Here is a 26,953-nt window from a genome sequence, read left to right on the forward strand (position 1 = left end):
TGCAACAGAAAACCCACCTAGACAGGTGGGCTTTTTCTCTTTTAAAATTATTTTACTGTTGCTGTGCTTGTGATCAATTCAACAGCTTTTTTAATAGTGATATCGTGTTTCAACATGTCAGCTGAAAGCAAGTTTTGTACTTGTGCAACTTCCATGTTGTAGTCTGCTGCCAATTGCTCGATTTCTTTTTGGATTTCTTCTTCTGAAGCGTCAAATCCTTCAGCTTTCGCAACTGCTTCGATAACAAGGTTAGTCTTAGTGCGTGACTCAGCTTCTGCTTCATATTGTTTGTGAAGGTCTTCTTGAGTAGTTCCAGTGATTTGGAAGTACATGTCAGGGTTGATACCTTGACGTTGCAAGTTTCCAAGGAACTCATTTACTGAGCGGTGAACTTCTTCGTGGATCATTTCTTCTGGAAGTTCTACGATTTCAGCGTTTTCTACAGCTTTATCGATTGCTGCACCTTCAACGGCATCTTTGTAAGCTTCTTCTTTCGCAGCAGTCAATTCTTTGCGGTATTTTTCTTTCAATTCGTCAAGAGTTTCCACTTCTTCGTCGATATCTTTTGCAAGTTCATCGTCAAGAGCTGGAACTTCTTTAGCTTTTACTTCGTGAATAGTTGTCACGAATTTAGCTTCTTTACCTGCAAGATCTTCTGCTTGGTAGTCTTCTGGGAATGTTACGATAACATCAACAGTTTCGCCAGCTGAGTGTCCAACCAATTGGTCTTCAAAACCAGGGATGAATTGACCTGATCCAAGTCCAAGTGAGAAGTTTTCACCTTTTCCACCGTCAAATTCAACACCGTCGATAGAACCAACGAAGTCGATGACAACAGTGTCGCCATTTTCAGCAGCACCTTCTTTGATAACCAATTCAGCCAAGTTGTTGCGTTCGCGTTCGATACGCTCTTCAACGTCAGCGTCTGTTACTTCTTTTTCTACATCTACTGATACTTCAAGGTTTTTGTAGTCACCCAATTTAACTTCAGGTTTTGTCACGACTTCAGCAGTGATAACCCAGTCTTGACCTTTTTCCATTGAAGTCACGTCAATTTTTGGTTGTGCAACTACTTCAAGACCAGCTTCTTTTACAGCTGCTTCATAAGCGTTTGGCAAAAGTGCGTTCATTGCATCTTGATAAAGAGCTTCTTCACCAAATTTTTGGTCGAAGATAGGGCGTGGAAGGTGACCTTTACGGAAACCAGGAACGTTAAGAGTTTTCTTTACTGAGTTAAATACACGGTCCAATTCTGGTTTGATTTGGTCTTGAGAGATAGTGAAAGTCAAAACACCACGGTTTGTTTCTTTGTTTTCAAATGATACAGACATTCTGTCATTTCTCCTTAAAATTTTTAATACAGTCCATTATACCATATAATAGCGACTTTTTTCAAGTAATGAATGCGCTTTTCAATAGTGCTAGAGGTACTTGCTCGCTTCCTTGATACTAAGTTCAGCCATTCTTTTCTTATTTTTTTCAATAAAACGTGCTACCCATTCGGGATTGGTTTTAGAGTAGTCTCTTAGAGTCCAGCCGATGGCTTTGTTGATGAAAAATTCTGTCTGGTCCAGATTGTTGAGCAGGATCTTTTCCATCAGTTGGACATTCGTTTTCTCTTTTCTTAACAACTGGTGGTCAATAGCGACTCGTCTCAGCCAGATATTGTCTGAGAGGCTCCATTTTAAAAGCACTTCTTCAAGTTCCGGATGGTCGGCTACCAAACTTCCTACTACTCGGTCTAGGATATCTACCGTGTCCCACCAAGACTTGGTCACGACCAGGTACTCAAGCTTAGGCAAATCATCCTTCGCTAGATAAGATTGCATAGCTTTCAAATAGTTGGCAGCTACATATTGGTATTCTCTAGGCTCCTTTTCCCAGCAGATATCTACAAAATCCCAGTCAATAACTCTTGTTTTTTTCGCGCTTGGAAAGTACTTTTTATAGAGAGCATTTCTTTCAGGACCTGCAATGCCTAGAAAGGGAAATTGATGGCGCATATAGGCTTCCATGGGGCCTGCTTTTTTCGGATTTTTTGCTGCTTCTAGCTCCTCAAGTAAATCTGCAAGACTCATCTAAAATTCCTCCTGCCCGACCAAGTGGTGCTGGAAGGCATAGACCGCTGCCTGAGTCCGATCACTGACCTCAAGTTTGGCTAGGATGTTGGACACATGGGTCTTGACCGTCTTGAGAGAGATAAAGAGTTCATCTGCAATCCGCTGATTTTCGTAGCCCTTGGCGATGAGTTGAAGTACGTCTCGTTCACGCGCAGTCAGCTCCTCATGAAGCTCCATATGATTACGGTGGTATTCGACTTTCTTGCTGACCTCTTGTTCAATGGCCAGCTCGCCAGCAGCCACCTTACGGACAGCATGGAGCAATTCATCTGCACTTGAAGTCTTAAGCATATAGCCTTTGGCACCAGCATTCAAGACTGGCATGATTTTTTCATTGTCCAAGTAAGAGGTCACAATCAAGATTTTGGCTTCAGGCCATTCTTTGAGGATGGCCAAGGTAGCATCAATCCCATTCATCTCAGGCATGACAATATCCATGACAATGACATCTGGGCGCAGTTCCAAGGCCAAGTCAATACCTTGAGCCCCATTGGCAGCCTCGCCCACAACTTCCACATCGTCTTGGAGATCAAAATAGCTTTTCAAGCCCAATCGAACCATTTCATGGTCGTCTACCAGTAAAATTTTCATCTCTACTCCTTTATGATTCCTTGTCTAGCAGGGGAATACGGATATCAACTGCCAGTCCTTGCTTAGGTGCTGTCAAGAGTTGAACAGTCCCTGCCATATCCTCGACCCGCTCCTTAATATTTCGCAGCCCATAACTCAAGTCATCTAAACTCCCTAACTGGAAACCAATCCCATTGTCCACCACCTTCAGCTGCAATTCAACATCCGTCTGATAGAGGTAGACATCTAGACAAGAGGCCTGAGCATGGCGAAGGGTATTGCTGATCAACTCCTGCAAAATGCGGAAGATATGTTCTTCAATCTTCTTGGGCAATTTAGACACATTTTGCTTGAGACTGACCTTGAGATCGCTCTTGTCCTCAAGCTCTTTTAAGAGGATTTGAATCCCCTCAACCAAACTCTTTTCTTCCAACTCTACAGGTCGCAAATGTAGTAGCAAGACCCGCAGATCTTTCTGGGCTGTCTCTAGGATGGCCGCGACACTTTGCAACTGGGTCTGCATCTTTTCTCTATCCAGCTTCAAAGCCTGCTGACTGACACCTGATAAAATCATGTGAGCCGCAAATAACTCCTGACTAACCGTATCGTGCAAGTCACGTGCAATCCGCTTTCTTTCTTTCTCTATGATTTCTTCTTCCTTGACGAGGCCTTGATTTTCAACCTTTTGAACAGCCTCAGTCAAGAGATTGAGCTTGCCAGACAAGGACTTGAAGCTGGCATCCAAGTCTGGATCTGCAAAGGAAACTACCTCTTTTCCTGCTAGTAGTCGCTTGAGATTAACCTGCATTTTTCTGCGAGAGACTTCTTCTATCACACGCCAAAAGAGGACAAAAAAGAAGGTCATGGAAAGGCTAAAGACCAAGATCAAGAAGATGAGTTTCTCTGTTTTCTCGATATCCTGTAGCAAATAGGACCAATCAAGATTTAAAATATCAAGCAGACTATTGGTTAAAAAGAGGATAAAAAGGAGAGAAGTCAGGCCGATTATCAGATAGGATTGCTTTTTCATCCTCTGACCACCTCCACATCGCCAACCATAGTAGTTAGGAAAATTTTGACGCTCTTGTTACTCTTGAGATAGTCTCTGGTCTCCTGATGATAGTGTTCATTGCGAAGGGATTTCTTAGGTTGATGAAGGAAGGTAAGATCTCCATAGAGGCAGTTGACACTGAGGCTGATTTCCACATCTACAGGTACGATAATCCTAGTCGTTCCGACCATCTTTCTAAGGATAATGACATTGTCATGATTGGTTAGGATAACTCTTTCTAGATGAATGGTGTCCTTGCCCATGAGGCGAAAGAGGTTGATATCGTCAAATTGGCAGGTCTGGTGACTAGAGAAATGATGGAGATTGCCAAACCAAGGATTGTGTTCATTTTTAACTGTTACCACCTCTTCAAAGACCAAATCCGTATCCTCTCTTTCTTGATTCATCATTGGATAGAGAAGAAAGAGACTATAGATAACTGCCACAAAGATAGCTAAAATCACAAAGGGATTGAGCATGACGATGAAAAAGAAAAGAATAGTCGCCACAAGGAGGAACACATTGTTGTCCTCTTTACCTGTATAATAGCGGAGCAAGAGCAAAAAGAGGAATAGAATCAGCAGAAAACGCGAAAAATGCTCTGATACCATCAAAATCAGAGCTCCCGTCAATAGACAGGCTTCAATAAATAAAAAGATTTGAAATTTTTTCATAGATGCATCCTCTCCCTTCTATTTTATCACAATTCAGAAAAGTCACCTCGGTCTGAGGATGGAAAAAGGAGATTGGACAGAAATCACTCCTACAAGCTAGGTTTCATCAACTCACCACAGTTGGCAAAAGGCTACAAAAAAGGGCGGGATTCTTGTCCCGACCTCTCTACATCTGATCTTTTGCTTCTTTTAGTTTACCGTAAAGAATATAGTCTACGTTTTGCAGATCTGCTATGGTTGCACAATTAAGGGCACACATGATCAAGCGCAGATCTTCTTTCCAGCCTTGGACAATGCCAATCACCTCTTCGACGGAGTAGGTTTCAATCAACTCTAGAACGATACGCGACAGTCCTACAGCCTTAGCTCCAAAGACCAGGCACTTAATCATATCAAGAGGATTTCGAACCCCTCCGCTAACCAAAAGTTCGACCTTGTCTTTCCAGTCTTGGGCATTGAGAAGGGCTTGCATAGTAGACTGGCCCCATTGATTGAGGTAATCACGCTGGCCACTGCGACGGTTTTCGATATAGGCAAAGCTGGTGCCACCACGACCTGACAGGTCCACTGTACGAACACCAAGTTCATAGGCTCTTTCGATGGTCTTCACATCCATCCCAAATCCCACTTCCTTTAAAATGATTGGAACGGGGATTTGGTTGCTATAGTCTGCTAGATGCGATTGCCAAGTTCGAAACTTTCTTTCTCCCTCGGGCATGAGTAATTCCTGCATGACATTAACATGCACTTGCAGGAGAAGAGGATTCATCGCTTCTACAGTCTGAAGTCCTAACTCAACAGGCTTGTCCAATCCAATATTGGTTCCAAGGAGGAGCTTTGGATGGCTAGACTTGACAGAAAAAGAGTCATCTGTTGGATCTTTGAGGGCTGCGCTATATGATCCCGTCACAAACAAAATCCCACAGGCTTCTGCCACCTGAGCCAGCTTTTGATTGATTTCTCTCCCCTTATCGCTTCCACCTGTCATGGCATTAATATAAAAAGGAAAGTCCCACTTTCGACCTGCAAATTCTGTAGACAAATCAATCTCAGCCAGGTCATAAAGAGGCAGGGAAGAATGAATCAACTCTACCTCATCAAAGCTGTTATAGTAACTTTTTTGCTCAAGGGCATAGCGGATGTGCTCGTCCTTACGATTTGTCGTCATGTCCAATCCTTTCTTGGTATAAGAGCTCAATCCCCAGATTGGCCCAGCGATTTTTTATGGTTTCAGTCGATTGCGCATCAAAACTCAAGGCAATGCCACAGTCACCACCACCAGCGCCACTACTCTTGGCAACAGCCTGCAAATCTTGACTGGCTTCTTTCAACTGTCTCAGCGAAGGCGTGTAAATATCTGGGCTCAAACCTTCTAAAAGTTGACTGGCTACTTCTACTTGCTCGATAACTTTTTCGGCTTTCCCCAACTCCAAGGCTTCTACCAAAGCAGACACCGTTGCTTTTGAGGAAGTTAAAAAATTCTGATTGATATTTTGCTTGATTTGCTGGACCATGTTACTAGACACAGCTACTTGCTTGGTCCATCCCACTAAGAAATCACATTCTAAGGTTGGTTTCACTTGTGAGATAGAAAAGCCCCAATCACGCTCCAAAACTGTCGCCAAGCTTTCTTCTTCCAACCACGTAGCTATCTTCTTTCGATCAAAAGACTGGTAGAGAACCAAATCCTCTGCCACAATACAGGCAAGGTCTCCCATGGAACCATTGTCGCCTCGCTTGAGCAAGACAGCACTGGTCAGCTTGAATAAGAGATCCTGATCAACCGTAATATCATATAGAGCTAACAGGGCCTTGATGACCAAAACAACGACGCTACCACTAGAACCCAGACCAAACTTTTTGCCTTCTCGTTCCATTTTCCCACGGATTTCCAAGGAAAAAGGTCGCAAGGTCTTGCCATGGTAAGTAAGAAAATCTTCCACTAGAGCAATCGTTTCTTGAATCAAGCTATAGGCAGGATTTGGCGTCAAGTCCACTGCAAAGTCAAACATGTCTGAATAGATACGGTAGCTATCAGAAAAAGCAATCTCAGCCTTCATATAGATGGGGATGGCCTTTATCAAGGCTAACTGTCCTGGCTCTAAAATAGCATATTCACCTGCCCAGTATAGTTTTCCGCAAGTTTTAACAGCAATCATCTTGACTCAAATCCTTTGTTTTTGACACAATCAAGCGGTAACGTTGACCGAAGATTTCTGATAAATGCTCCAAGTCTTTCTCCTGACAGAGGACCTTGACATTGGGACCAGCATCCATAGTAAAGTAGCAGGCTTCTCCTTGCTCACGAAGCTGGCGGACAAAGTCCATCGCTTCATAGGACGCATCCGTCAGATATGAAAAGGCTGACGATGCTGTTTTGGTCGTAGCATGCATAGCAAGAGCATTTTTCTCCGTTAGTTCCCCAACCTTGGCAAAGTCATTCTCTTTGAGATAAACCAGCATATCCTGATAATCTTTCTCAGACTGGCGCACCCAATCACCAAAGGTCGTCGAGGTTTCCACACAGAGTTTCATCCCATCACGGCTAGAGATTGGTTTTTTCTTGTCCTCCAGCACCAACATAATCATAGCTAGTTTCAAGTCTGTCTCTACAGGGTAGATTTCCCCACTATCCTTATCCCAGGCACCTAGTGGTCCATAAAAACTCCGAGAGGAAGAACCTGAGGCAAACTTAGCCTCCTGCGCTAACTGACTCCGATTCAAACCAAGCTGGAAATAAGCATTGCAAGCCTTGACCAAGGCGGATAAACCACTCGAACTTGAGGACAAGCCCGCTGCTGTAGGCATATTGTTTTGAGTGTCAATACGGACAAAACCTTCCCCAGCCGGGCGGTAGCGGTCAATGATTTTGCTCATTTTGGCATGCTCAGCCTCATTTTGGAGCTGACCATTGATATAAAAGGTATCAGCCATCGCATCCGTCGGTAGAGGCGATAAGGTCGTCTCTGTGTACATATTTTCCAAGGTCAAAGAAATACTGCTAGTAGCAGGAACCATCTCTTTTTCTTTTTTCTTTCCCCAATATTTGATAATGGCAATATTTGCGTAGGAACGTACTGTTACAGGCTCTCGATCCATGTCTGAACAGCTCCTTTCTCTTCTAATCGTTTTGTTAGTTCTTGAGCGTGTGTCAAATTGGTTGCCAAGGCTATGATACAGCCTCCTAGCCCACCACCACTCATCTTGGCACCTAGAGCACCATGGCTAAGAGCCGTTTCAACGAGGGAGTCTCCCTCAGGGCTGCTGACACCAATTTCTTTTAAATGTAAATGCGCTTGACTGAGGATTTGTCCCAGTTTTTCAGCATCTTTTCGTCTAATCGCATCTTCTGCCTGCTGGGTCAATTCTCCCAAGGCATGCAAAAACGGCAGAGCATCCTTACCCTTAGTTTGAACCACTTGGATAGCTTCACGAGTGTGACCATACACGCCCGTGTCAGCAATCACCAAATAGGCAGATAGATCCATCTCAAGCTCTGTAAATCCAACGTTTTTAATAAAGCGAATAGGTCGATCACTGAGACAGGTCTTGGCATCCAAACCACTTGGATTCATATGGGCAATCATTTCAGCCCGATTGACCAAGATTTCTAGTACATCATGAGGCAGATCGGCTTGATAGTAGTCAAATACCGCACGTATGGCCGCTATGCTGATAGCCGCTGACGAACCCATTCCCCGTTTTTCAGGGATAGCCGAGTCAATCACACATCGAATACAAGCTTCTTTGATATCCAAATACTCCAGCGAGGCATACACTGCCATGGACAAGGTATCCTCCTCATACAGACGCCAAGGACTAGCTGCAGGGACAACCTTACATGTCACCTCCACCTCCAAAAGAGGCAGAGAAATAGCTGGATAGCCGTAGACTACCGCATGCTCTCCTATTAAAATAATCTTACTATGTGCCTGACCGACACCAACTTTTTTTGTCATGTTTTCCTTTAACCAGACGAAAAGACCGTCTCATTTCATACAGTAGTATTTTCTCCTATCTATTTTATTATATTTTCACAAAAAAAGCGATTGTTTCCATTCACAATCGCCTCTTTCATTATTGAACCCATTCGCCATTATAGTTGACAGAATAGCCTTCTACGGTCGTATTCACTGCTAAAGCACCTGAACTATAAGCATAGTACCATTTACCATTGGCTTGGAACCAACCCGTCTTCATATCACCATTATTTGCGTTTAGATAATACCAAGTCGAACCTTCCTGATACCAACCAGTTGCCATAGCTCCTGATGAACGGAGGTAGTACCACTTGTTCCCAAGGTATTGCCAGCCCGTTTTCATATCGCCATTTGGTTCATCTAAATAATACCAAGTTGAGCCTTCTTGATACCAGCCAGTTGCCATGGCTCCTGATGAACGGAGGTAGTACCACTTGTTGCCAAGTTGTTGCCAACCAGTTTGCATAATAGCAGTTGTTGGATCTAGATAGTACCAAGTTGAGTTATCATTGGCCCAGCCACGCACTAGCTCCCCAACCGTTAAACTGTCGATACGAGCATCGAAGCTACCATCCTCCTGTAAATAATACCAATGCCCTTCGTCAGAAATCCAACCAGTTTTTAAGGTATGATAACTACGTTGATCTTCAAAATAATAGACTCGTTTCTCTGCTGGACTATCATATTGTTCCCCATGATGTTTGTTGATATTTGTAGCAGTTTTTGCCTCTAAAACTTGCTTGCCAACAAACTCTTGTAATACCCCATCTTGACCAAAGTAAAACCAATCTGGTCTAAAAGCAATATCTTGCCTTAGAGAAGAACCAATCGTAACCCCTTTGTGTGGAGCAGGTATATATTGCCAGCCGACAACCATCTCTCCAGATAAAGGATCAAAATAATAGTACTTCCCATCAATCACTCGCCAGTAGGTTTCTTTGAGGTCCCCCTTCTTGTAGTAGGTTCTACCATTTTCTTGGACAAATTGCCAGCCTTCTGAATCATCATCCGCCAATACGGTGCTTGTCGCTAGCAAAGCAAAGAAAAAGACTGCGAGTAAAACTTGCATCATTATTTTAATTTTTTTCATTAGATTTTTCCTCCATAACTGATTGTAGCAAAGACTTTACTGTATGTCAATATATAGAAAGTCCTCAAAAAAAGCAGTTACACAACTGCAACTGCTTTTCTATTCTTGCATGGTGTACCCAACACCACGCACGGTTTTAATGTAGCTTTTTTGACCTTTTACATCAAGCTTGCTACGTAGATAACGGATATAAACATCCACAATATTGGTTTCTGTCGCACTTTCGTACTTCCAAACACTTTCCAATAACTGCTCACGAGTCAAGACCTTCTTGCTTCCCATGAGAGTGGCCAAAAGGTCATACTCACGGCGCGTCAGAGCAATCATCTCCTCGCCACGATAAACGGTATGATGTTCTACATCCATACGTAAATTGCGGTAAGACGTTGGGACCTTCATCTGGCTACAGTGTTGGTCGATAAAGTCCCGACCTCGGAAAATCGCTGAAATACGAGCCACCAGCTGATCAATAATCACTGGCTTATAGATGTAAGAAACGGCGAAGCGCTGGATTGTCTCAATCTGGTCTTGCAATTCTTCGAGATGGTCCAAGACCATGATCACTGAGGCTGGTTTTGTCCGACTCAGCCTCTCTGCAAAATCCTGGGCCGTCATATCCCCCAGACGAGCATTCAGTAAAATCAAGTCATAATCTGTCTGGAGAGCCATGGAGAGGGCTTTTTGCCCCTCCTCGACCAGATCAACACGGTATTGCTCTTTTTGGAGTTCCAGACTGAGAAAATGAGCGAGATTTCGTTCTTTCTCAAGTAATAAAATCCGTTTCCCCATGGCAGACCTACTTATTTTTCGTCATACCAAGAGTAGTGGAAGATTCCTTCTTTGTCTTTACGTTGGTAAGTGTGGGCACCAAAGTAGTCACGTTGCGCTTGAATCAAGTTAGCTGGAAGGTTAGCTGAACGGTAGCTGTCAAAGTAAGTGATGGCAGCTGAGAAGGTTGGCACTGGTACACCAGCTTGAACAGCAAGAGCTACGATATCACGCACTGCTTGTTGGTACTTGGCAGTGACATCCAAGAAGTACTCATCCAAGAGAAGGTTTGCAAGGTCTGCATCACGGTTATAGGCATCTGTAATCTTTTGCAAGAAACGAGAACGGATGATACAGCCATCACGCCAGATAGATGCGATATCCGCAAATGGCAAGTTCCAGTTATTTTCTTTAGAAGCCACACGCAATTGGGCAAAACCTTGTGCGTATGAAATGATTTTTGAGAAGTAAAGGGCTTGACGGATCTTTTCAATCAACTCAGCCTTGTCACCTTCAAATTTGAAGGCAGCTGGCTTTGGAAGGACCTTGCTAGCATGCACACGCTCTTCTTTGTATGTAGAGATGTAGCGAGCAAATACTGACTCAGTGATGAGTGACAATGGCACACCAAGGTCAAGAGCTGATTGGCTAGTCCATTTACCCGTTCCTTTGTTTCCTGCAGCATCGAGGATGTAATCTACGATTGGTCCATCTTGACCTTCATCATCTTTACGGCTCAAGATATCAGCTGTGATTTCGATCAAGTAGCTGTCCAATTCACCCTTGTTCCACTCAGTAAAGATTTCAGCCATGTCTTCTGCAGAAAGGCCAAGCAAGTGTTGCATCAAGTCATAGCTTTCTGCGATTAATTGCATATCACCATACTCGATACCGTTGTGGACCATTTTTACATAGTGACCAGCTCCATCAGGACCGATGTAAGTCACACATGGTTTGCCATCTTCTGGTGCTTTAGCTGAGATTTCTTCGAGAACATCAGCAACCAATTCGTAGGCTTCTTTTTGTCCACCAGGCATGATAGAAGGACCTTCAAGGGCACCTTTTTCACCACCGGAAACCCCTGTACCGATAAAGTTGATCCCTGAGTTTGCCAATTCTTCATTACGACGGATGGTATCTTTGTAGAAAGTGTTTCCTCCGTCAATCAAGATATCACCCTTATCAAGGTGTGGAAGAAGGGCTTGGATAGTTGCGTCTGTACCAGGTCCAGCTTGAACCATGAGCATGATACGACGAGGTTTTTCGATTGAGTTTACAAAGCTTTCCACGTCATAGCTTGGCACAAAGTTCTTTTCAGGATGGCAGGCAATTACGTCTTCTGTTTTTTCTTTACTACGGTTGTAAATGGCAACTGTATAACCACGAGATTCGATATTTAGGGCAAGGTTACGACCCATTACGGCCATACCAACGACACCAAAGTTAGCTTTTGTCATGTGACACTCCTCTTGTTTGATATGTTTTATTTTATCATTTTTACCTATGAAAGGAAAGAATTTTGTAACGGTCTCCTAGTAGTCCAAGTCATCAGCGTGACCAGAACCATTCCCTACAAAGTAACCAGTCTTACAGTTGAGGGTGAATAGGTAAGTTCCATCTGGTTTGTAGAGGTTGTAATAGCCGTTTCCGTTTACAATATTGACACGTTCGAGAATGTATTGGTTGCCAGTTATATAGCCACGAGCACGTGAGGTTGCTAGGATTTGTTCCAATACACCATCTGCAAACGTCCAGGCAGGATTGTTGCTATCGTCTACAGCTGATTGGTTGTAGGGTACACGACTAGCACTTCTTTGAAGATTAACCCCATCGCCAGACAAACCACCATTTGTATCTCTAGCCGGTGTCGTAGTGCTTGTTGAAGGTGTCGTACTGCTTGCATTGCTTTCTGTAGCTGAACTTGAGCTTGCTTGACTCGTGCTAGAACTTGAGCTGGAAGCACTGGTTTGTTGACTCTTACCAAGACTAATCGCCTGATCTAACAGTTTATCAAGCTCTGTATTTCCCGTTTTAATTTCCGTGAACTTAGCATCTGATTTGGCCTTAGCATTGGTATCCAAGACACCATCAGTAATAGCTGGACTTTCAAAGAGGGCATTGACATCTTGAATGGCCTTGATTTGAGTTGCTAGGCTATCGTATTTTGACTTAGCAAGTGTATAATCACGGCTACCTTCTAACTTATCTAGCAAGGTTTTCAGTTGGCTCAATTTATCAAACTGGCTGTTTTTCAGAGCTGTCTTATTAGCATCCGTATAGAAAGTATCATAGAGATCATTGAAGTCCTTCAAAGCGGTTGGTGTTCCTTGATCATCCGAAGAGGCTGCTTGAGAAGACTGGATCTCTTGGTTTGAACGAGATACTTGACGGTAGACATAATATGTTCCAGCAAGCACAAGGATTGCAGCGACCACTGAAGCAATGATGATGATGACAGCTTTCTTCTTAGATCCTGTTTCAGGTTCTGTTTGAGTCGAACGTGATAGAGGTGTATAGGCCTCCTCTTCTTGTTCCTCATTTATTTGCTTGGGCTCTGTTTCTGTTAAAACGAGAGGCTCTATTTCAGCACTTTCTTCATCTTGAAGTGGTGGAACAAACTGAGTAGTCTCTTCATTATCTACCTCTTCAATAGATCCCTCAGCAACCAGGTCTGAATCGTCTACCTGATCAGAAGGTTCACTTGATTCACGAACTTCTTGGATCATTTCCTCGAGGTTTTGAGTAGAAGCTAGCTCTTCTTTTTTAAACTGACGAGTTTCAAACTTGTCAGCTTCGATTTCCTCACGGTGCTGTTTGATGTATTTGTCTAAGATATTGTCCTCAGGCAATACTCCTGCTTCAACCTCTTCATTCTTACGAATGACTTGACCAACAGTCAAGTCTTTTGCTTCGTCAAAGTCGAATTGTGGTTCTTGATGTCCTTTTTTATGACGATCACGTCTTTTCTTACTCATGAGTTCACCTTTCTATTTTACCTCTTGGCGTTTGACACGCTGACCAAAGTATTGATACAAATCCACTTTTAAGGTCCCATTATAGAGTTTTCGCTTTTTATCAGCTGGACTTCCGTACTTGCTTTCAAAAGCTTCGTCACTCGTCAGGATAAACTTACTCCACGTTTTCAGTGGTGCAAAAACCTGTCCCATCTCAGCATAGAGCTTGGTAACTCCTGCATCATCAGACAAGCGTTCCCCATATGGTGGATTGGAAATGATAACGCCATTAATCTTGTCTGTGCGCAAGTCCTGTACCCGCATTTGCTTAAAGGTGATATCACCTGCGACACCTGCTGCTTGAGCATTTGCCTTGGCAATTTCCACCATGCGAGCATCTATATCACAGCCCATGATGTCCAGCTCAAGTTCACGATCCATTTTCTTAGCCGCCTCTGTGCGAACTTCCTGGATTATCCGATCACTGACCCAGTTCCATCCCTCAAAAGCAAAGGAACGGCGAAGGCCTGGAGCCATTTTTCTGGCAATCATAGCCGCCTCGATACAGAAAGTTCCTGAACCACAGGTCGGATCAATTAAGGGCTTGTCTGGATACCAGTTAGATAGTTGTAAAATGGCCGCTGCCATATTTTCCTTGATCGGCGCTCCACCCTTTTCCGTACGATAACCACGTTTAAAGAGACTGGAGCCTGTCGTGTCAATCATGACCGTTGCCACATCTTTCAGGATAGATACCTCAATCTTAAACTCGGGACCAGTTTCCATCAAGGGAACTCCTTCTGGACGGGCATAGTGTTTTTGTAATTTCTTTACAACAGCCTTCTTAGAAATAGCCTGAACACTGGGTTCGTTGTGGAGTTTAGACTTCACACATTTTGCCTTTGATATCGGGAAACGTGCTCCTAGCGGGAGATAGTTTTCCCAATCTAGAGCAAAAACTCCTTGAAAGAGCTCTTCAAAGGTCTTAGCTGGAAAGCTTCCGACTACAATCTTGATGCGATCCGCTGCTCGAAGCCAAAGATTGGTCTCGATGATTGCCTTCACATCTCCTTGGAAGCGGACACGCCCATTTTCAACCTGGCAATCATAACCCAGGTCTCGCACCTCTCGTCCAACGACAGCCTCAAGACCCGCCGCAGCAGTTGCGATTAAATTAAATTGTTCTTTCATTTCTAGTCTTGCAAGACCTTTCTCTTGTTCACTTTAAAAAATGAGGTTGAGAAAGATTTCTCAGCCCCAACCTATATGCAATTTTCTATAAGCCATGTTTTGTTCCAGAAGTGACTAGGACCACTTCCTTCGATAATCATCTGTCTACCGCTAACAGCATAAATCTGCTAGCAGTCAGAGTACTACGTTCGTTTCCGTGCACTCCATGCCCCGACCAAAATTTGGGTTGCTAGCTTGAGGGGTTTACCGCGTTCCACTCTCTCTGTTTCCAGAAAGACTCCGTCACTGTGGCACTTTCAAGCCTATTCTGACCTATCCGAAGACTTAGCCATTTCGACTGCCGTAACGATTTCTCGTCCCTAGGCTTATGGATTCGCCTAGCACAAACACTACAGGCATCACAGCCTGTGCTAGCATGGACTTTCCTCATGAAAAGAGAACCTCTTCACGCGATTATCCAAAAATTGCACTCATTCCTTAGTCAATTATAAATCTTGGTTGTCTAAGATTTGCTTACCAAATACTTCTTTTTCGAGACGATTTAAGCGTTTCAAAATATCAAAGTTTGTCATTGAAGTAGAAGCTGTTACTTCAATAGAGTCTGGTTGAGTTGGAGCCACCTGTGGTTTACGAGATAATTCTTCCTTCAAATCAGCAATCTCTTGACGAAGGGATTTGACCAAAGCTGCGTAGGTTTCATAGTCCTTAATCACATCGTCTAGGAATTCATCGACCTCTGCTTTGCTGTATCCACGTACTTCACGTCCAAATTCTTGTTCAAAAATATCTTTCGCTGAAAATATAATACTTGCCATGTCTCTCTCCATTCTGGGTTACTAGTATTATTATATAAAAAAAGACAAGTAAAAATCAAGGTCAAAGGCTTACTTTTCAGAAAAATTTTCTACTATTTCATTCAAGTCCTCAAATGTTAATCTTCTTGTAACATAGTCCGCTTGATTTTTCATCATTTGGTAAAAATATCGTAACTTGGTTTCGTTTTCTTCGTCGTAAAAAAGGTAACAAGTATCTGTATTTTCCAGCAGAAATTTCTGATAATCGCGTAATTGTCCCTTGTGCTCATATTGTGGATAGGCGTATTTGACAAAATCAACCTGCTTGAACTCACTCAATTTCGCTTGATTTGCTTCATTCCAATTACTGCCATGGGTTTCAAAATCAAAAATGGTCGCCAGTTGAAATCCATAGTCTGCTTTCATGTCTTTTGCCACCTGAAGCGCCCAGTACTCAAAGCCCAAGGTCCCTGTAAAGACAAGCCAGGTCACCCCATCCTCTGCTAGACGTTCCAAGTCTCTCCGAATAGCTGTTTTGATAATATCAACGCGAATATCCTTGTCATTAAAGAGACCAAGGTCGAAGGCTGAATAGCCTAAAATCAAGGCTGATGTCATTTTTAACCCTTTCTTTGTAAATTTATGATATAATAGAGTGATGTTATTGTACCAATAAGGAGAATTATGGTCAACTATCCACATAAAATTTCATCTCAAAAGAGGCAAGCACCCCTGACACAAACTAAAAATTTCGCAAATCGGGGAATGTCTTTTGAAAAGATGATCAATGCTACGAACGACTACTATTTGTCGCATGGGTTAGCTGTTATTCACAAGAAACCGACTCCCATCCAAATCGTACGTGTCGACTATCCCCAACGAAGTCGTGCCAAGATTGTTGAAGCCTACTTTAGACAAGCTTCAACTACTGACTATTCAGGGGTTTATGATGGATACTACATCGACTTTGAAGCAAAGGAAACCAGGCAAAAACATGCGATTCCGATGAAGAATTTTCATCTCCATCAGATCCAGCATATGGAACAAGTCCTTGCCCAGCAAGGAATCTGCTTTGTACTTCTTCACTTTTCTTCTCAGCAAGAAACCTACTTATTGCCGGCTATTGACCTCATCCGTTTCTATCATCAAGATAAGGGACAGAAGTCAATGCCACTTGGATATATTCGAGAAAATGGATATCGGATTGAGCCTGGTGCCTTTCCTCAAATTCCCTACCTCGACATTATCAAAGAACATTTACTAGGTGGTAAAACAAGATGAACAAACAAACTTTTCTGCGAATAGCTAAATATGTCAGTATCAGTCTCTTAACTGTATTTATCGCAGCTGTAATGCTTGGTGGAGGTCTCTTCCTCTACTATGTTAGCAAGGCTCCAGAACTTTCTGAAAGTAAACTAGTCGCTACAACGTCAAGTAAGATCTATGATAGCAATGACGAGCTTATCGCTGATCTTGGATCGGAACGTCGGGTCAATGCTCAAGCAAACGAAATACCGACCGATTTGGTCAACGCTATTGTTTCAATTGAGGACCATCGCTTCTTTAATCACCGAGGAATCGACACGATCCGTATCCTAGGTGCTACCCTACGAAACCTTCGTGGGGGGGGAGGTCTGCAAGGAGCTTCAACCTTGACGCAGCAGTTGATTAAATTAACTTACTTCTCTACGTCAACTTCTGACCAAAACCTTTCTCGTAAGGCTCAGGAGGCATGGCTCGCCGTTCAGCTAGAACAAAAAGCGACTAAACAAGAGATCTTGACCTACTACATCAACAAGGTTTACATGTCAAACGGTAACTACGGAATGCAGACAGCTGCCCAAAGTTACTATGGCAAGGATCTCAAAGATTTAAGTATTCCTCAACTGGCTCTCCTTGCCGGTATGCCTCAGGCTCCAAACCAGTATGATCCATACTCGCATCCAGAAGCTGCTCAAGAACGTCGTAATCTCGTCCTCTCTGAGATGAAGGGGCAAGGTTACATTACAGCTGAGCAATATGAAAAAGCAATTAATACTCCGATTACAGATGGACTTCAAAGTCTAAAATCGGCTAATAGCTATCCTCCATACATGGACAACTATCTCAAAGAGGTAATCGATCAAGTCGAACAAGAAACAGGCTACAACCTCTTAACGACTGGTATGGATGTCTACACCAACGTTGATCCTAAAGTTCAACAACATCTCTGGGATATCTACAATACTGACGAGTATGTCAACTATCCAGATGATGAAATGCAAGTAGCTTCAACAATCGTGGATGTGACAAACGGGAAAGTCATTGCTCAGTTAGGTTCTCGTCACCAATCAAGCAATGTTTCCTTCGGAATCAACCAAGCTGTTGAAACCAACCGTGACTGGGGTTCTACCATGAAGCCAATCACAGACTATGCTCCTGCCTTGGAGTATGACATCTACGATTCAACTGCTTCGATTGTACACGATGTTCCTTATAACTATCCTGGAACAGATACCCCTGTTTACAACTGGGATAGAAGTTATTTTGGAAATATCACCATCCAATATGCGCTCCAACAATCACGAAACGTTACAGCTGTAGAAACCTTGAACAAAGTCGGTTTGGATAGAGCCAAGACCTTCCTAAATGGAATCGGTATTGACTATCCAGATATGCACTATGCCAACGCGATTTCAAGTAACACGACTGAGTCGGACAAAAAGTATGGAGCAAGTAGCGAGAAAATGGCTGCTGCTTACGCTTCTTTTGCTAACGGTGGTATCTACCGTAAACCTATGTATATCAACAAGATTGTCTTTAGTGATGGCAGTTCAAAAGAATTCTCTGATTCTGGTACACGTGCTATGAAAGAAACGACAGCCTATATGATGACAGATATGATGAAAACCGTCTTGGCATACGGAACTGGTCGAGGAGCCTACCTCCCTTGGCTACCACAAGCTGGTAAAACTGGTACGTCAAACTATACAGATGATGAGATTGAAAACTACATTAAAAATACGGGTTATGTAGCTCCGGACGAAATGTTCGTTGGCTATACTCGTAAATATTCAATGGCAGTTTGGACAGGTTACTCAAATCGTCTTACTCCTATCGTTGGTGATGGCTTCTATGTTGCAGCTAAGGTCTACCGTTCAATGATGACTTATCTCTCCGAAGATGATCATCCTGGTGACTGGACTATGCCTGAGGGTCTCTACAGAAGTGGGGAATTCGTATTTAAAAATGGTGCTCGTTCTACATGGACTACACCTGCTCCACAGCAAGCCCCATCAACTGAAAGTTCAAGCTCATCATCAGAAAGCTCAACTTCACAGTCTAGTACAACTACTCCAAGCACGAATAATAGTGCAAACAATAATACCAATAACCAGCAACCAAATACAACGCCTGGTCAACAAAACCAGAACCAAAATCAGAATCCTCAACCAGCACAACCATAACATTTATCACCCGGATTTTTCTGGGTGATTTTTTCATAGCACTATTGCATTTATGTGCTTGACAAAAGCCTGAGAAGACATCTTCTCAGGCTTTTTCTGTACTATAAACCTCATTGGGAAAGATAGGAAACGGATTTCGTAATCTTGTTAAGAGGTTTTACTAAATACTAGTCTTTCTTTGTTTTTGCTACAAAGAGAGCAGATAGGGCTAGGCTAACACCTGCTAGGAAGAGGGCCGTGTCAGATTGGCTCTCACCTGTTGCTGGCAAGCTTTGTTCAGTAGTTTCTTGCTTCGTCACTTCTTGTTTTAGATCCGGTGCCGGTGTCTTACCTTCATCTGAAGCAAGTGAGCTAAGTTTAAACTCAGGTTTCTCTACCGTTGGAGCAGCTTGCTCACCTACTGCCGCTACTGGGCCTGTGTACTCTGGTACTTCATTGACTAAGGCTTCAACTGCATTGACACCACCCTTGAACTCAGGTTTCTCTACTGTTGGAGCAGCTTGGTCACCTACTGTCGCTACTGGGCCTGTGTACTCTGGAAGGTCATGCACTAGGGCTTCAACTGCATTGACACCACCAGTAAATTCAGGAACTTCAAGCACTGGTGCTGGTTCTTCACCCTTGCTTGATTGAACAGCTTCCTCTGTTAATTCTTGATAGAAGCTTGCCAATTCATAAAACTCGGCCTTGCCACTTTCCCAGGCTAATTTGACATCTAGAAGAGTGCCACCATTTCGGATAGCGAAGGTTTGGAGACTGGATGTAATGGCACCGAGGTCTAGCCAACTGTCCTGACCATCCTTCAGTGTTCTCGCAAGAACACGTGCCTTAGCTCCTTCAGGAAGACTGGAAATGAGACGAAGGTGATTGGCATTGGTTGGCTCAGATAAGTGATACACCAATTCGCCCTTGTCTTTTTCAGACTTGTAGCTGGTCAAGACTTTGCCATCTACAAGATTATTATAAAGATTGCCTTGGCTTTCTCCACTACTTCCTTCTACTGTTGGATCATTGATTGGTTTGACAAATTCACCATCGTTGATGACCAATTCTGTAAAGCCTACAAAACGGGCATCATAGTCTGCTGTATAGAGGACACGGAGATAGTTAGCTTTGACTGGTGTTGTCAATTCACCCTCGATATAGCGATTTCCTGGCATCTTAGAATCATGTGTCCAACCATCTGTCAATGAATCATCGTGTTGGCTATTGGCCACACCATCTCCTACTGTCACGACATCTGTCCAAGTTTTACCGTCTTGGCTGACTTGAATCTTACCATCACGAAGGTAGTTTTGAGTTCCGTCTTGGATGTAGGCTCTGATCTTCTTGATAGTGCGTTCGCTACCAAGTTTCAAGGTTACGTGGCCATCTTTATGGGCGTAGTCTGAAAACTCAACGAAGTTGTTGTAAACACCGTCAAATAGTTGATCTAGGTTGTTCAGCTTACGAACATCATTGCTTCCGTATGTTGGATGAATGCCCATTGTTGTGGATTCTAGTTTGGTTGGTTGCACTTCTTTGGTCGTCACAAGTAGAGAAGTGGCTGTCACAGCTTGTTCCTGATCTGTTTTATTGACCAGACGCACATAACGTACCAAGTGACTCACTACAGATCTGTCTGTCAACTGGCTAGCTGGCGTCCACTCTTGCGCATTTGCAGAGTACTCTAGACTAAGAGCAGGGTTTGCCTGACCTTGGAGCTGGATGCTCTTAATCTGATGGATACGGTCAAGCTTCATTCCTAGATACCTATGAGCAGGGAGTTTGGTTCCAGCTGGAATTTGAAGTTCGTAACTGCCCAAGCTATCCACTACTGGTGTTTCCTTCAAGGCGTCGACGTTGGTGTCTGTTAACTCACTGTTTCCAGAGCGTGTCTCAACAGAGAAGTCCTGGATACGCCACCAGAGGTCGAGGGCCTTGGTATTGCGGACTCGGATGTAACGAGCGTTGATCGCTCTGGTCACTTCCTTGGTTTGTTCTCCTGATAGGCGATCCAACTCTTGCCATGCAGTTCCATCTGTAGAGTACTCAAGTACACCTGCAGCAAGCTTATCACCCGTTCCTTGGCGAAGCCGTACTTTAGTGACTGACTTGACTTCACCGAGGTCAAGTTGTGCCCAGGCATCTACTGGAGTTGTATTGCTACCATCAGCATTTGCCATCATGGCTTCTGTATTGTCCTTGCCATCAGTGATTTGATGAGCTGAGGTATTTAGTTTGTAAACTAAGTTTGAGCTTAGACTAACTGTCGTTGCTTGTTGGCTACGAGCTTTTTCAACTGGACGGTTGACTGCAATTTCCTGAACTGCAAACCAAGTGTTCTCGCGGTCTGCTGTCGCAATCATGCGAACTGCCTTGGCCTTGATAGTGAGATTTTCAAACTTAAGTAGGGATTCATTTCCGACATAGCTTGGCTCTTTCAAGGTTATCCAGTTATCGTTTTCATCTTGATACTGCACTTCTGCCTTACTAAAGGTATCACGTGGATTTGCCTGCGTTCCCATTGCAAAGGTCAAGGTTTGGATCGCTACCGGCTTGTTGAACTTCATACCAATATAATCACCTGTCTTGATGCTGTTTGGTGATTTAATAATCGCATGAGTTGCCAAGTCGCCATCCGTTACTTCTGCCAAACCACCTTCTACACCTGTTCGATTGGTGATAAAGGTGCTGATGATTTGGTCTGGATGCAAGACTTTTTGAACTTCAGACGCTAGAACTTCTTTCAAGGATAGGATAAATGGACGAATATGTTGAACACCCAATTCAGCTTTTTCCATATGGTCTACATAATGGAAGGTGTGAGTTTGAGACTGTTCGTACAATTTCAAACCTTTATAGTAGCTATCCCAAAGTTTGGCTGCATCGTTTGTAGCCATGGCTTCAGTTCCTGTAAGGAAGGCATCGAGGGCATTCATTTGGTCGATTGCATTATCCAACCAATAGTGGATTTGCGCAACCATTTTTTTATCACCTGATGCTTTATAGAGTTCGGCTGCTTCTTTAATCTTGGCAAATTCTGCACGCAAGGCTGCACGTTCTGCAGTCACATCCTGACCTGCTTTGAGCTTGGTCATGAAGTCTGTTAATTTTGGAGCCAAGTCTACAGATTCTTCTAGTTTGACGACACGATTATCCATGTTTTGGTTGATCATGTGCTTACCAAGTTCGCGGAAGGCTGCTGATACCTTGCTATCTTCAAAATGACCATTTTCTACAAAGTTGAAGGCAATGTCATTGATTTTCTTAGCTTCTTCTTCTGATTTCCACTGTTTCCATGAGTATTGAGCTCCTGAAAAGAGGGCAATCTTAGATGGTTCAGACTGTTGCATTGGGTTCAACATGATACCAGACAGCAAGCTTGGATCCACATTTGGATGAAGGAATTTCTCACCACCACCTAGAATCAAGTGTTGTTTCGAGTTATCTGTTACAGGCCAGTTAATCCAAAGTGAAACTGGGCGATAGGTCTTGCCACCTGCGGATAGATTGTTTTTGAGAGTTGAAAGGAAGCTTTCAGATACTTCACCCCAAATCTTACCACCCGTCAAGGTCATGGTTGTTGATCTTGGGAGATTTTCATTGAGGGATTTCAACTCATCCTCACGTCCATTACCCCAATACTGGCCAGGAACAAAGATCATTTCTTTGCGAAGACCGCTGTAAGTTCCCTGCATTTCAGTCAACCACTTGGTCATATCTTGCATCAAGCGGTTGTAGCTATTGTAGCCTCCGACTGGGCTTGGAGCATCATCTGCAAGGATACCAAATTCGCGGACACCCACTTTCATCAACTGAGTAAATTTAGCCTTGATGGTTGCCAAATCTTCTTGGTAATGTGCTTCATTGCCAAAGCGGATACGGTTGTTCATGAATGGATGGATGGTCCAGACATAGCGGGTTTTACTTTGATTTCCAACACGAGCAAGTTCACGGATTTCAGCTAGTTTTTCTTCTGGATAGAGTTCACGCCATTTCTTGTTGTGGTATGGATCATCTTTTGGTGCAAAGAAGTATTGGTTCAATTTCAAATCGCCACCAAAACGCATGAGCTCTGCACGATCTGCGTTAGACCATGGGTTTCCATAGTAACCTTCGATGAAACCACGGTTCTTGAGCTCTGCGTAATCTTCTACTGTCACATTGCGAAGGACTGGCACTTGGCTTTCCTTGAGCATGTGTTTCAAGGTTGTCAAACCATAGAAAACTGCATCAGTGTCTTTTCCGACGATGGAAATCGAATTATCCTTGATGCTCAAGACATAGGCGTCAATCTTGTCAAAGAGACCTGCTGAAACATTGGACAAGTTTTGCTCTGCTTGTGAACCTTGTCCATGCACTCCAAGATAGATATTGGTTGCGCCAGCGATTGCCGCCTTACCAGTTGTATAAGATACTTGATTGTCCTGCAAAACACTCTTCAAGCGATTACGAGTATAGATATCGAGCTGATCGCCCATGACCAGATTGACTTGCTTGCGAAGAGCTGTGACACCTTCGCCATAAGTCACTTTTTGTGGCGTTGGGAAGACCTTGTACTCTTTCTTGAGATAGTCTGCGCTCTTGCTAGCAGCTGCAATGCTGTCTTCGCTAGCTGGTTTGCTTGCAGTAAATTGATCAGCCAATTCAACTGTTCCATCACCAGTTTGCTCTACTTTTGGTTTTTCAGGTGTAGTTGGTTTTTCTGGTTGACTTGGTGCAGGCGTTTCTTGCTCTTCTTTGACAGGTTTCAATAGATGAACTTCAGCTGCACTTGCAAAACCACCAACGCCTTCCAATACTTTCAACTCAATCTTGTTTGTATGTACCGCCGTAAAGTTGACTGTTTTTTCTTGGGCGTTGTTGTCCCAGCTTCCTTCTGAAACCTTGACCATTTGGCCATCTTTTTGTGCGTAGATTTCGTAGCGCGTCACAACACCATTTCCACCACCTGGGCGTGGGAGATAAGTCAAGCCATTGACTTTTTCTGCTTCTTTCAAGGTCATAGTAAGGGTGTATGGAGCAGTGTCACCAGTCCATTTAGTATGCCAGAAGGTATTTGGATCATTGTCAAAGGCCTTTTCAACAGCGCCTTCAGTCGCGTTCCCTGGAAGTTGCTGACTGCTTGCGGTTGCCGTAATCTTATCATTTGAAATCAAGCGAGGATTTACAAATGGTTTGTCTGACAACTCTGCGCTATGCAAGATTCCTTTGAAACCACCGATGCTTTCAAGCGGTAATACCAAGCTATTGTGGGCAAAGCGAGGGTGAGCTGGATTTGCAATACGCTCAATCTTTTCACCATCCACATAGACTTCTGTAGATTGTGGTTTGGTCACGATGGAGATTTGATAACGTTTGTTCTTTTCAAGTTTTTTATTGAATTGGATATGGAACTGTTCAAACTGGTAAGCAAGGTAGCCGTCTTTATCAGCTAGATAGATACGGTTGTCACCACTTGTTGAGAAGGTTTGTTCCCCGTCTCCAGTGACAGTTACATCAAACTTCAAGACATGACTTGGACCAACATCACCAGCCAATCCTTCGATACTGCTGTCTTTCTCAAAAGCCAATCCCTGTTCGCTTGCCTTCACTTTCTTGCTTGCATAGTTCTTGACTGTTTCAGGATTGATGGTAAACAAGTCGCTTTGATCAACCTCTTTATCAGGATTTGACTGTGGCGCATAAGGGCTCGTTGGTAGGGTACGTTCTGCAAAGGTCGCAGCTGCACGATCAGATCCCCAAGTGCGCTCCGCAGTAGTTTGCATGCTCTTGAAGAAGCGTTTAAAGATATCATAAGAGGTCAAACCTGTCTCATGAAGGTCAATATTGTCATTCCAAACTGCGTGACCACCACCAAGGATACTTGGATGAGAAGCTGGTAGAAGCGGACCTCCACCTGTTCTAAAATCATTTGGTGTCCAGCTATTGTACTGACGTTCGTAGTTAGCATAGTCCCCGTAGGCTGCTTGACTATTGCTTCCACTTGGCACACTATAGGTCGGTACATCCGTGATGTTGATAATCTTAGCTCCCTGAGCAATGGCTTCATTTGGTCGTTGCCATCCGATACTCCAGATATCAACTTCTACTCCGTTCCAATCAACAGGGGTGTTCCCTCGTTTCGCACTGAGTGAGCCCCAGATACGAGGAGTGTAACCCTTTCCTTTAATGTATTTGATAAGGTCATTGACATAGCGGCGATAGCTTTCTCTGCTGCCATAGTATTCATCCGTTCCGATATGAACAGTGGATACCCCATGAAGTGGTGCATCTGGACCATCGAGGAGTTTGTCATAAACTGATTTGACAAAAGCTAGCGTTTCATCGTATTTATTATCTAGGTCGAGCATGGCAACACGTTCAACATTGTGTTTGCCAGCATAATCACTCAAACTACCTTGATACATGAGGTCTGGGCGGACTTTGACAAAGGACAAGGCGTGACCTGGTGTGTCAATTTCTGGCACTAGGTTGATATGCAAGGCCTTGGCCAGTTTAATCAGATTTTGCATTTCTTCCTTGGTATAATGCTCATCTGATGTCAATTTTTGACCATTCTTACCAACAATGTCTGTCTCCACACGGAAACCAGTCTTGGCATGTTCAAGAACATACTTGAGTTGTTCTTCTGGACTTAAATTCTTACCTGCCAAGTGTTCCTTTAGGAAGATATAGTTATCGTTGAGGTGCAACTGCAAGTCGTTCATCTTGTAGTAAGCCATGTTGAGCATGATGTCTACAAGAGTGTCATAAGGGATAAATTTACGACCTGTATCTAGCATAAAGCCACGGTGGCTGAAACTTGGGAAATCACGAATTTCGCCATTTTGTAGGTCTGTTTCTCCCATTTGAAGAAGAGTACGAGTGGCGTAGAAGGCTCCTGTGTTTGTGGCAGCTTCGATGGTAATCACATCATTTTGGATAGTGATGCCGTACCCTTCTTTACCATAACCCTTGTTTTCAACCTTTTTAAACTCGATTCGTTTTTGAGCCTGCTTGTCACCTGTTGCTAGTTCCAATCCACGGCTGGCAAGGTCTGACTGATAGAAGGTTGCAGCCTGATCAAAGCCAGAATCACCCGTCGCAAGGACTGTATCTGAAGTGATAGAAGATTGGCCTTCTTTCCCATACCATTGTTGAACAGCTGGTGCTACTTTTGGTTTCACACCCACACCTTCGTCCTGATGTAGGCCCTTGATGACTACTTCAAATTCCTTAGTGAAAGTTTGACTGTCTCTGATTTGCTGGACCATGACCTTGATACGTTGATCAGTCAGAGGTTTATAGATACGATTTTGAAGGTCAATTACACCTTGTTTATTGCTTCCGATGAGACTGACTTTTCCTGGTAAAGTTGGTAAGACAAGAGACTGTCCATCTTCTGCTACTGTTAGTTCGGTTACTTGGCGGATATCCGTTACCTTACTATGGTCCGGAACGTTAGAATAAGCTCGAATTTCTTGGATTCCAACGTTTCTCCAGTTCATTGTGCCCGCTTGATAGTCATTGATCTCTAACTTGAGATATTTAGCTTGAATACTATTGGCTAAGTCAACTTTCTCATCTAAAACAGGATCTCCAGTCTTGGTATGAGCAAGTTTCCATTGTTTTTCTCCGTTAGCGCCCACGTCTTCTTGGCCTGCGTAGTAGAGACTCCAAGATTTGATATTGGGGTCATTTTGCCCATTACGAAGACGACGATCCCAGTCAATTTCTACATGCTTGATGAGGGTAGTTTTTGGAAGAGTTAATTCGAAGGTTGGTTTTACTGCATCTCTATCTGTAGCCCAACGGGTATTGTCATCTCCATCGATAGCCTTATCTGCAGTAAAGTTGGTCCCAGTCTCATGGTTGCTCGCCTGAGCAGTAGCACCCTCAAGATGGTTGACATCTTCTCTATCTTCAATTTGCTTTTCAGCTGGTTTTACTGCTGGTGTAGTGGTTTCCGCAGGTTGTTTGTCTGCCTTTGGTGTTTCAACCGGTTTCGGCGTTTCTGCTGGCTTGGGACTTGTAGGACTTGTCTCTGGTTTTGCCTCTTCACTTGATGTAGGATTGGTTCCCTCATCAGTCGCTGGAGTTTCTTCATGACTTGCTTCTGTTGCAGCTTCTGCATCTGCTTTTTCAAGCGCAGCGGCTAAATCCTCTGGTAACTTATCCAAGGCTTGAACATGAGTGATACTTCCCTCTGTCTCTGAAGGTGTAGCTGTTTCTGCCGCCTGAACCATATTGGCGCCAAAGATACTAGCACCAATCATAACGGAGGCTGCACCAATTGCAAATTTTCTTATACTATAGTGACAGCGTTTCTCAAAAAAATGTCTATCCATCTT

19 protein-coding genes and 1 other RNA gene are annotated in these 26,953 nt (G+C 43.5%); 2 read left to right on the forward strand and 18 right to left on the reverse strand.

Annotated elements, in window-relative coordinates; translation table 11 throughout:
* Positions 1-47 precede the first annotated feature (47 nt).
* From tig to I6H78_RS03730, 17 genes are all read right to left on the reverse strand, one after another.
* Positions 48-1,331, reverse strand: a complete 1,284-nt coding sequence (gene tig / locus I6H78_RS03650) for a trigger factor (RefSeq protein WP_000116504.1) — start codon at positions 1,329-1,331, stop codon at positions 48-50.
* Positions 1,332-1,421: 90 nt separating this feature from the next.
* On the reverse strand, positions 1,422-2,078 hold the full coding sequence (locus tag I6H78_RS03655; RefSeq protein ID WP_198460104.1) for a DNA alkylation repair protein: 657 nt from the start codon (positions 2,076-2,078) through the stop codon (positions 1,422-1,424).
* Positions 2,079-2,711 carry a response regulator transcription factor gene (locus I6H78_RS03660; RefSeq protein WP_198460105.1) on the reverse strand — a complete coding sequence of 211 codons (633 nt, stop codon included), beginning with the start codon at positions 2,709-2,711 and terminating at the stop codon, positions 2,079-2,081.
* Positions 2,712-2,721: 10 nt separating this feature from the next.
* Positions 2,722-3,720 (reverse strand): envelope stress sensor histidine kinase LiaS, encoded by a 999-nt coding sequence (locus tag I6H78_RS03665; protein ID WP_198460106.1) that lies wholly within the window; start codon positions 3,718-3,720, stop codon positions 2,722-2,724.
* On the reverse strand, positions 3,717-4,415 hold the full coding sequence (gene liaF, locus I6H78_RS03670; RefSeq protein WP_198460107.1) for a cell wall-active antibiotics response protein LiaF: 699 nt from the start codon (positions 4,413-4,415) through the stop codon (positions 3,717-3,719). Before liaF ends, I6H78_RS03665 begins: the two co-directional genes overlap by 4 nt.
* 166 nt (positions 4,416-4,581) lie before the next feature.
* On the reverse strand, positions 4,582-5,583 hold the full coding sequence (gene fni / locus I6H78_RS03675; RefSeq protein ID WP_198460108.1) for a type 2 isopentenyl-diphosphate Delta-isomerase: 1,002 nt from the start codon (positions 5,581-5,583) through the stop codon (positions 4,582-4,584).
* Positions 5,567-6,574 carry a phosphomevalonate kinase gene (locus I6H78_RS03680; protein WP_198460109.1) on the reverse strand — a complete coding sequence of 336 codons (1,008 nt, stop codon included), beginning with the start codon at positions 6,572-6,574 and terminating at the stop codon, positions 5,567-5,569. Before I6H78_RS03680 ends, fni begins: the two co-directional genes overlap by 17 nt.
* On the reverse strand, positions 6,561-7,514 hold the full coding sequence (gene mvaD / locus I6H78_RS03685) for a diphosphomevalonate decarboxylase (protein ID WP_198460110.1): 954 nt from the start codon (positions 7,512-7,514) through the stop codon (positions 6,561-6,563). The genes I6H78_RS03680 and mvaD overlap by 14 nt, the downstream gene beginning before the upstream one ends.
* On the reverse strand, positions 7,496-8,374 hold the full coding sequence (gene mvk, locus I6H78_RS03690; RefSeq protein WP_198460111.1) for a mevalonate kinase: 879 nt from the start codon (positions 8,372-8,374) through the stop codon (positions 7,496-7,498). The genes mvaD and mvk overlap by 19 nt, the downstream gene beginning before the upstream one ends.
* Positions 8,375-8,492: 118 nt before the next feature.
* Positions 8,493-9,485: a choline-binding protein CbpF gene (gene cbpF / locus I6H78_RS03695; protein ID WP_198460112.1), complete on the reverse strand. Its 993-nt coding sequence runs from the start codon at positions 9,483-9,485 to the stop codon at positions 8,493-8,495.
* Between the two features lie 99 nt (positions 9,486-9,584).
* Positions 9,585-10,274: a response regulator transcription factor gene (locus tag I6H78_RS03700; RefSeq protein ID WP_198460113.1), complete on the reverse strand. Its 690-nt coding sequence runs from the start codon at positions 10,272-10,274 to the stop codon at positions 9,585-9,587.
* An 11-nt stretch (positions 10,275-10,285) separates the two neighbouring features.
* Complete coding sequence (gndA, locus tag I6H78_RS03705; protein ID WP_198460114.1) at positions 10,286-11,710, reverse strand: NADP-dependent phosphogluconate dehydrogenase; 1,425 nt, start codon at positions 11,708-11,710, stop codon at positions 10,286-10,288.
* 75 nt (positions 11,711-11,785) lie between these two features.
* Positions 11,786-13,228: a cell division site-positioning protein MapZ gene (mapZ, locus tag I6H78_RS03710; RefSeq protein ID WP_198460115.1), complete on the reverse strand. Its 1,443-nt coding sequence runs from the start codon at positions 13,226-13,228 to the stop codon at positions 11,786-11,788.
* A 12-nt stretch (positions 13,229-13,240) separates the two neighbouring features.
* Positions 13,241-14,398: a THUMP domain-containing class I SAM-dependent RNA methyltransferase gene (locus I6H78_RS03715; RefSeq protein WP_198460116.1), complete on the reverse strand. Its 1,158-nt coding sequence runs from the start codon at positions 14,396-14,398 to the stop codon at positions 13,241-13,243.
* 83 nt (positions 14,399-14,481) lie between these two features.
* Positions 14,482-14,863: RNase P RNA component class B (gene rnpB / locus I6H78_RS03720), an RNA gene on the reverse strand.
* 20 nt (positions 14,864-14,883) lie between these two features.
* Entirely contained in the window at positions 14,884-15,213 is a 330-nt protein-coding gene (gene gpsB / locus I6H78_RS03725; RefSeq protein WP_007518509.1) for a cell division regulator GpsB, read from the reverse strand.
* Positions 15,214-15,282: 69 nt separating this feature from the next.
* Positions 15,283-15,810, reverse strand: coding sequence for an SLOG family protein (locus I6H78_RS03730; protein WP_000199581.1), 528 nt, complete (start codon positions 15,808-15,810; stop codon positions 15,283-15,285).
* A gap of 66 nt (positions 15,811-15,876) precedes the next feature.
* Here I6H78_RS03730 and recU point away from each other — a divergent pair, with 66 nt between their 5' ends.
* Together recU and pbp1a are read left to right on the forward strand one after the other, a co-directional pair.
* On the forward strand, positions 15,877-16,473 hold the full coding sequence (gene recU / locus I6H78_RS03735) for a Holliday junction resolvase RecU (protein WP_198460117.1): 597 nt from the start codon (positions 15,877-15,879) through the stop codon (positions 16,471-16,473).
* The gene (gene pbp1a / locus I6H78_RS03740; protein WP_198460118.1) at positions 16,470-18,638 is read left to right on the forward strand and encodes a penicillin-binding protein PBP1A; all 2,169 of its coding nucleotides are present in this window, start codon (positions 16,470-16,472) and stop codon (positions 18,636-18,638) included. The genes recU and pbp1a overlap by 4 nt, the downstream gene beginning before the upstream one ends.
* A 167-nt stretch (positions 18,639-18,805) precedes the next feature.
* Here pbp1a and I6H78_RS03745 read toward each other — a convergent pair whose 3' ends face one another.
* Positions 18,806-26,950, reverse strand: coding sequence for an SIALI-17 repeat-containing surface protein (locus tag I6H78_RS03745; protein ID WP_198460119.1), 8,145 nt, complete (start codon positions 26,948-26,950; stop codon positions 18,806-18,808).
* Positions 26,951-26,953: the final 3 nt, after the last annotated feature.

The organism is Streptococcus oralis (genome assembly GCF_016127915.1).
Classification (GTDB): domain Bacteria; phylum Bacillota; class Bacilli; order Lactobacillales; family Streptococcaceae; genus Streptococcus; species Streptococcus oralis_BO.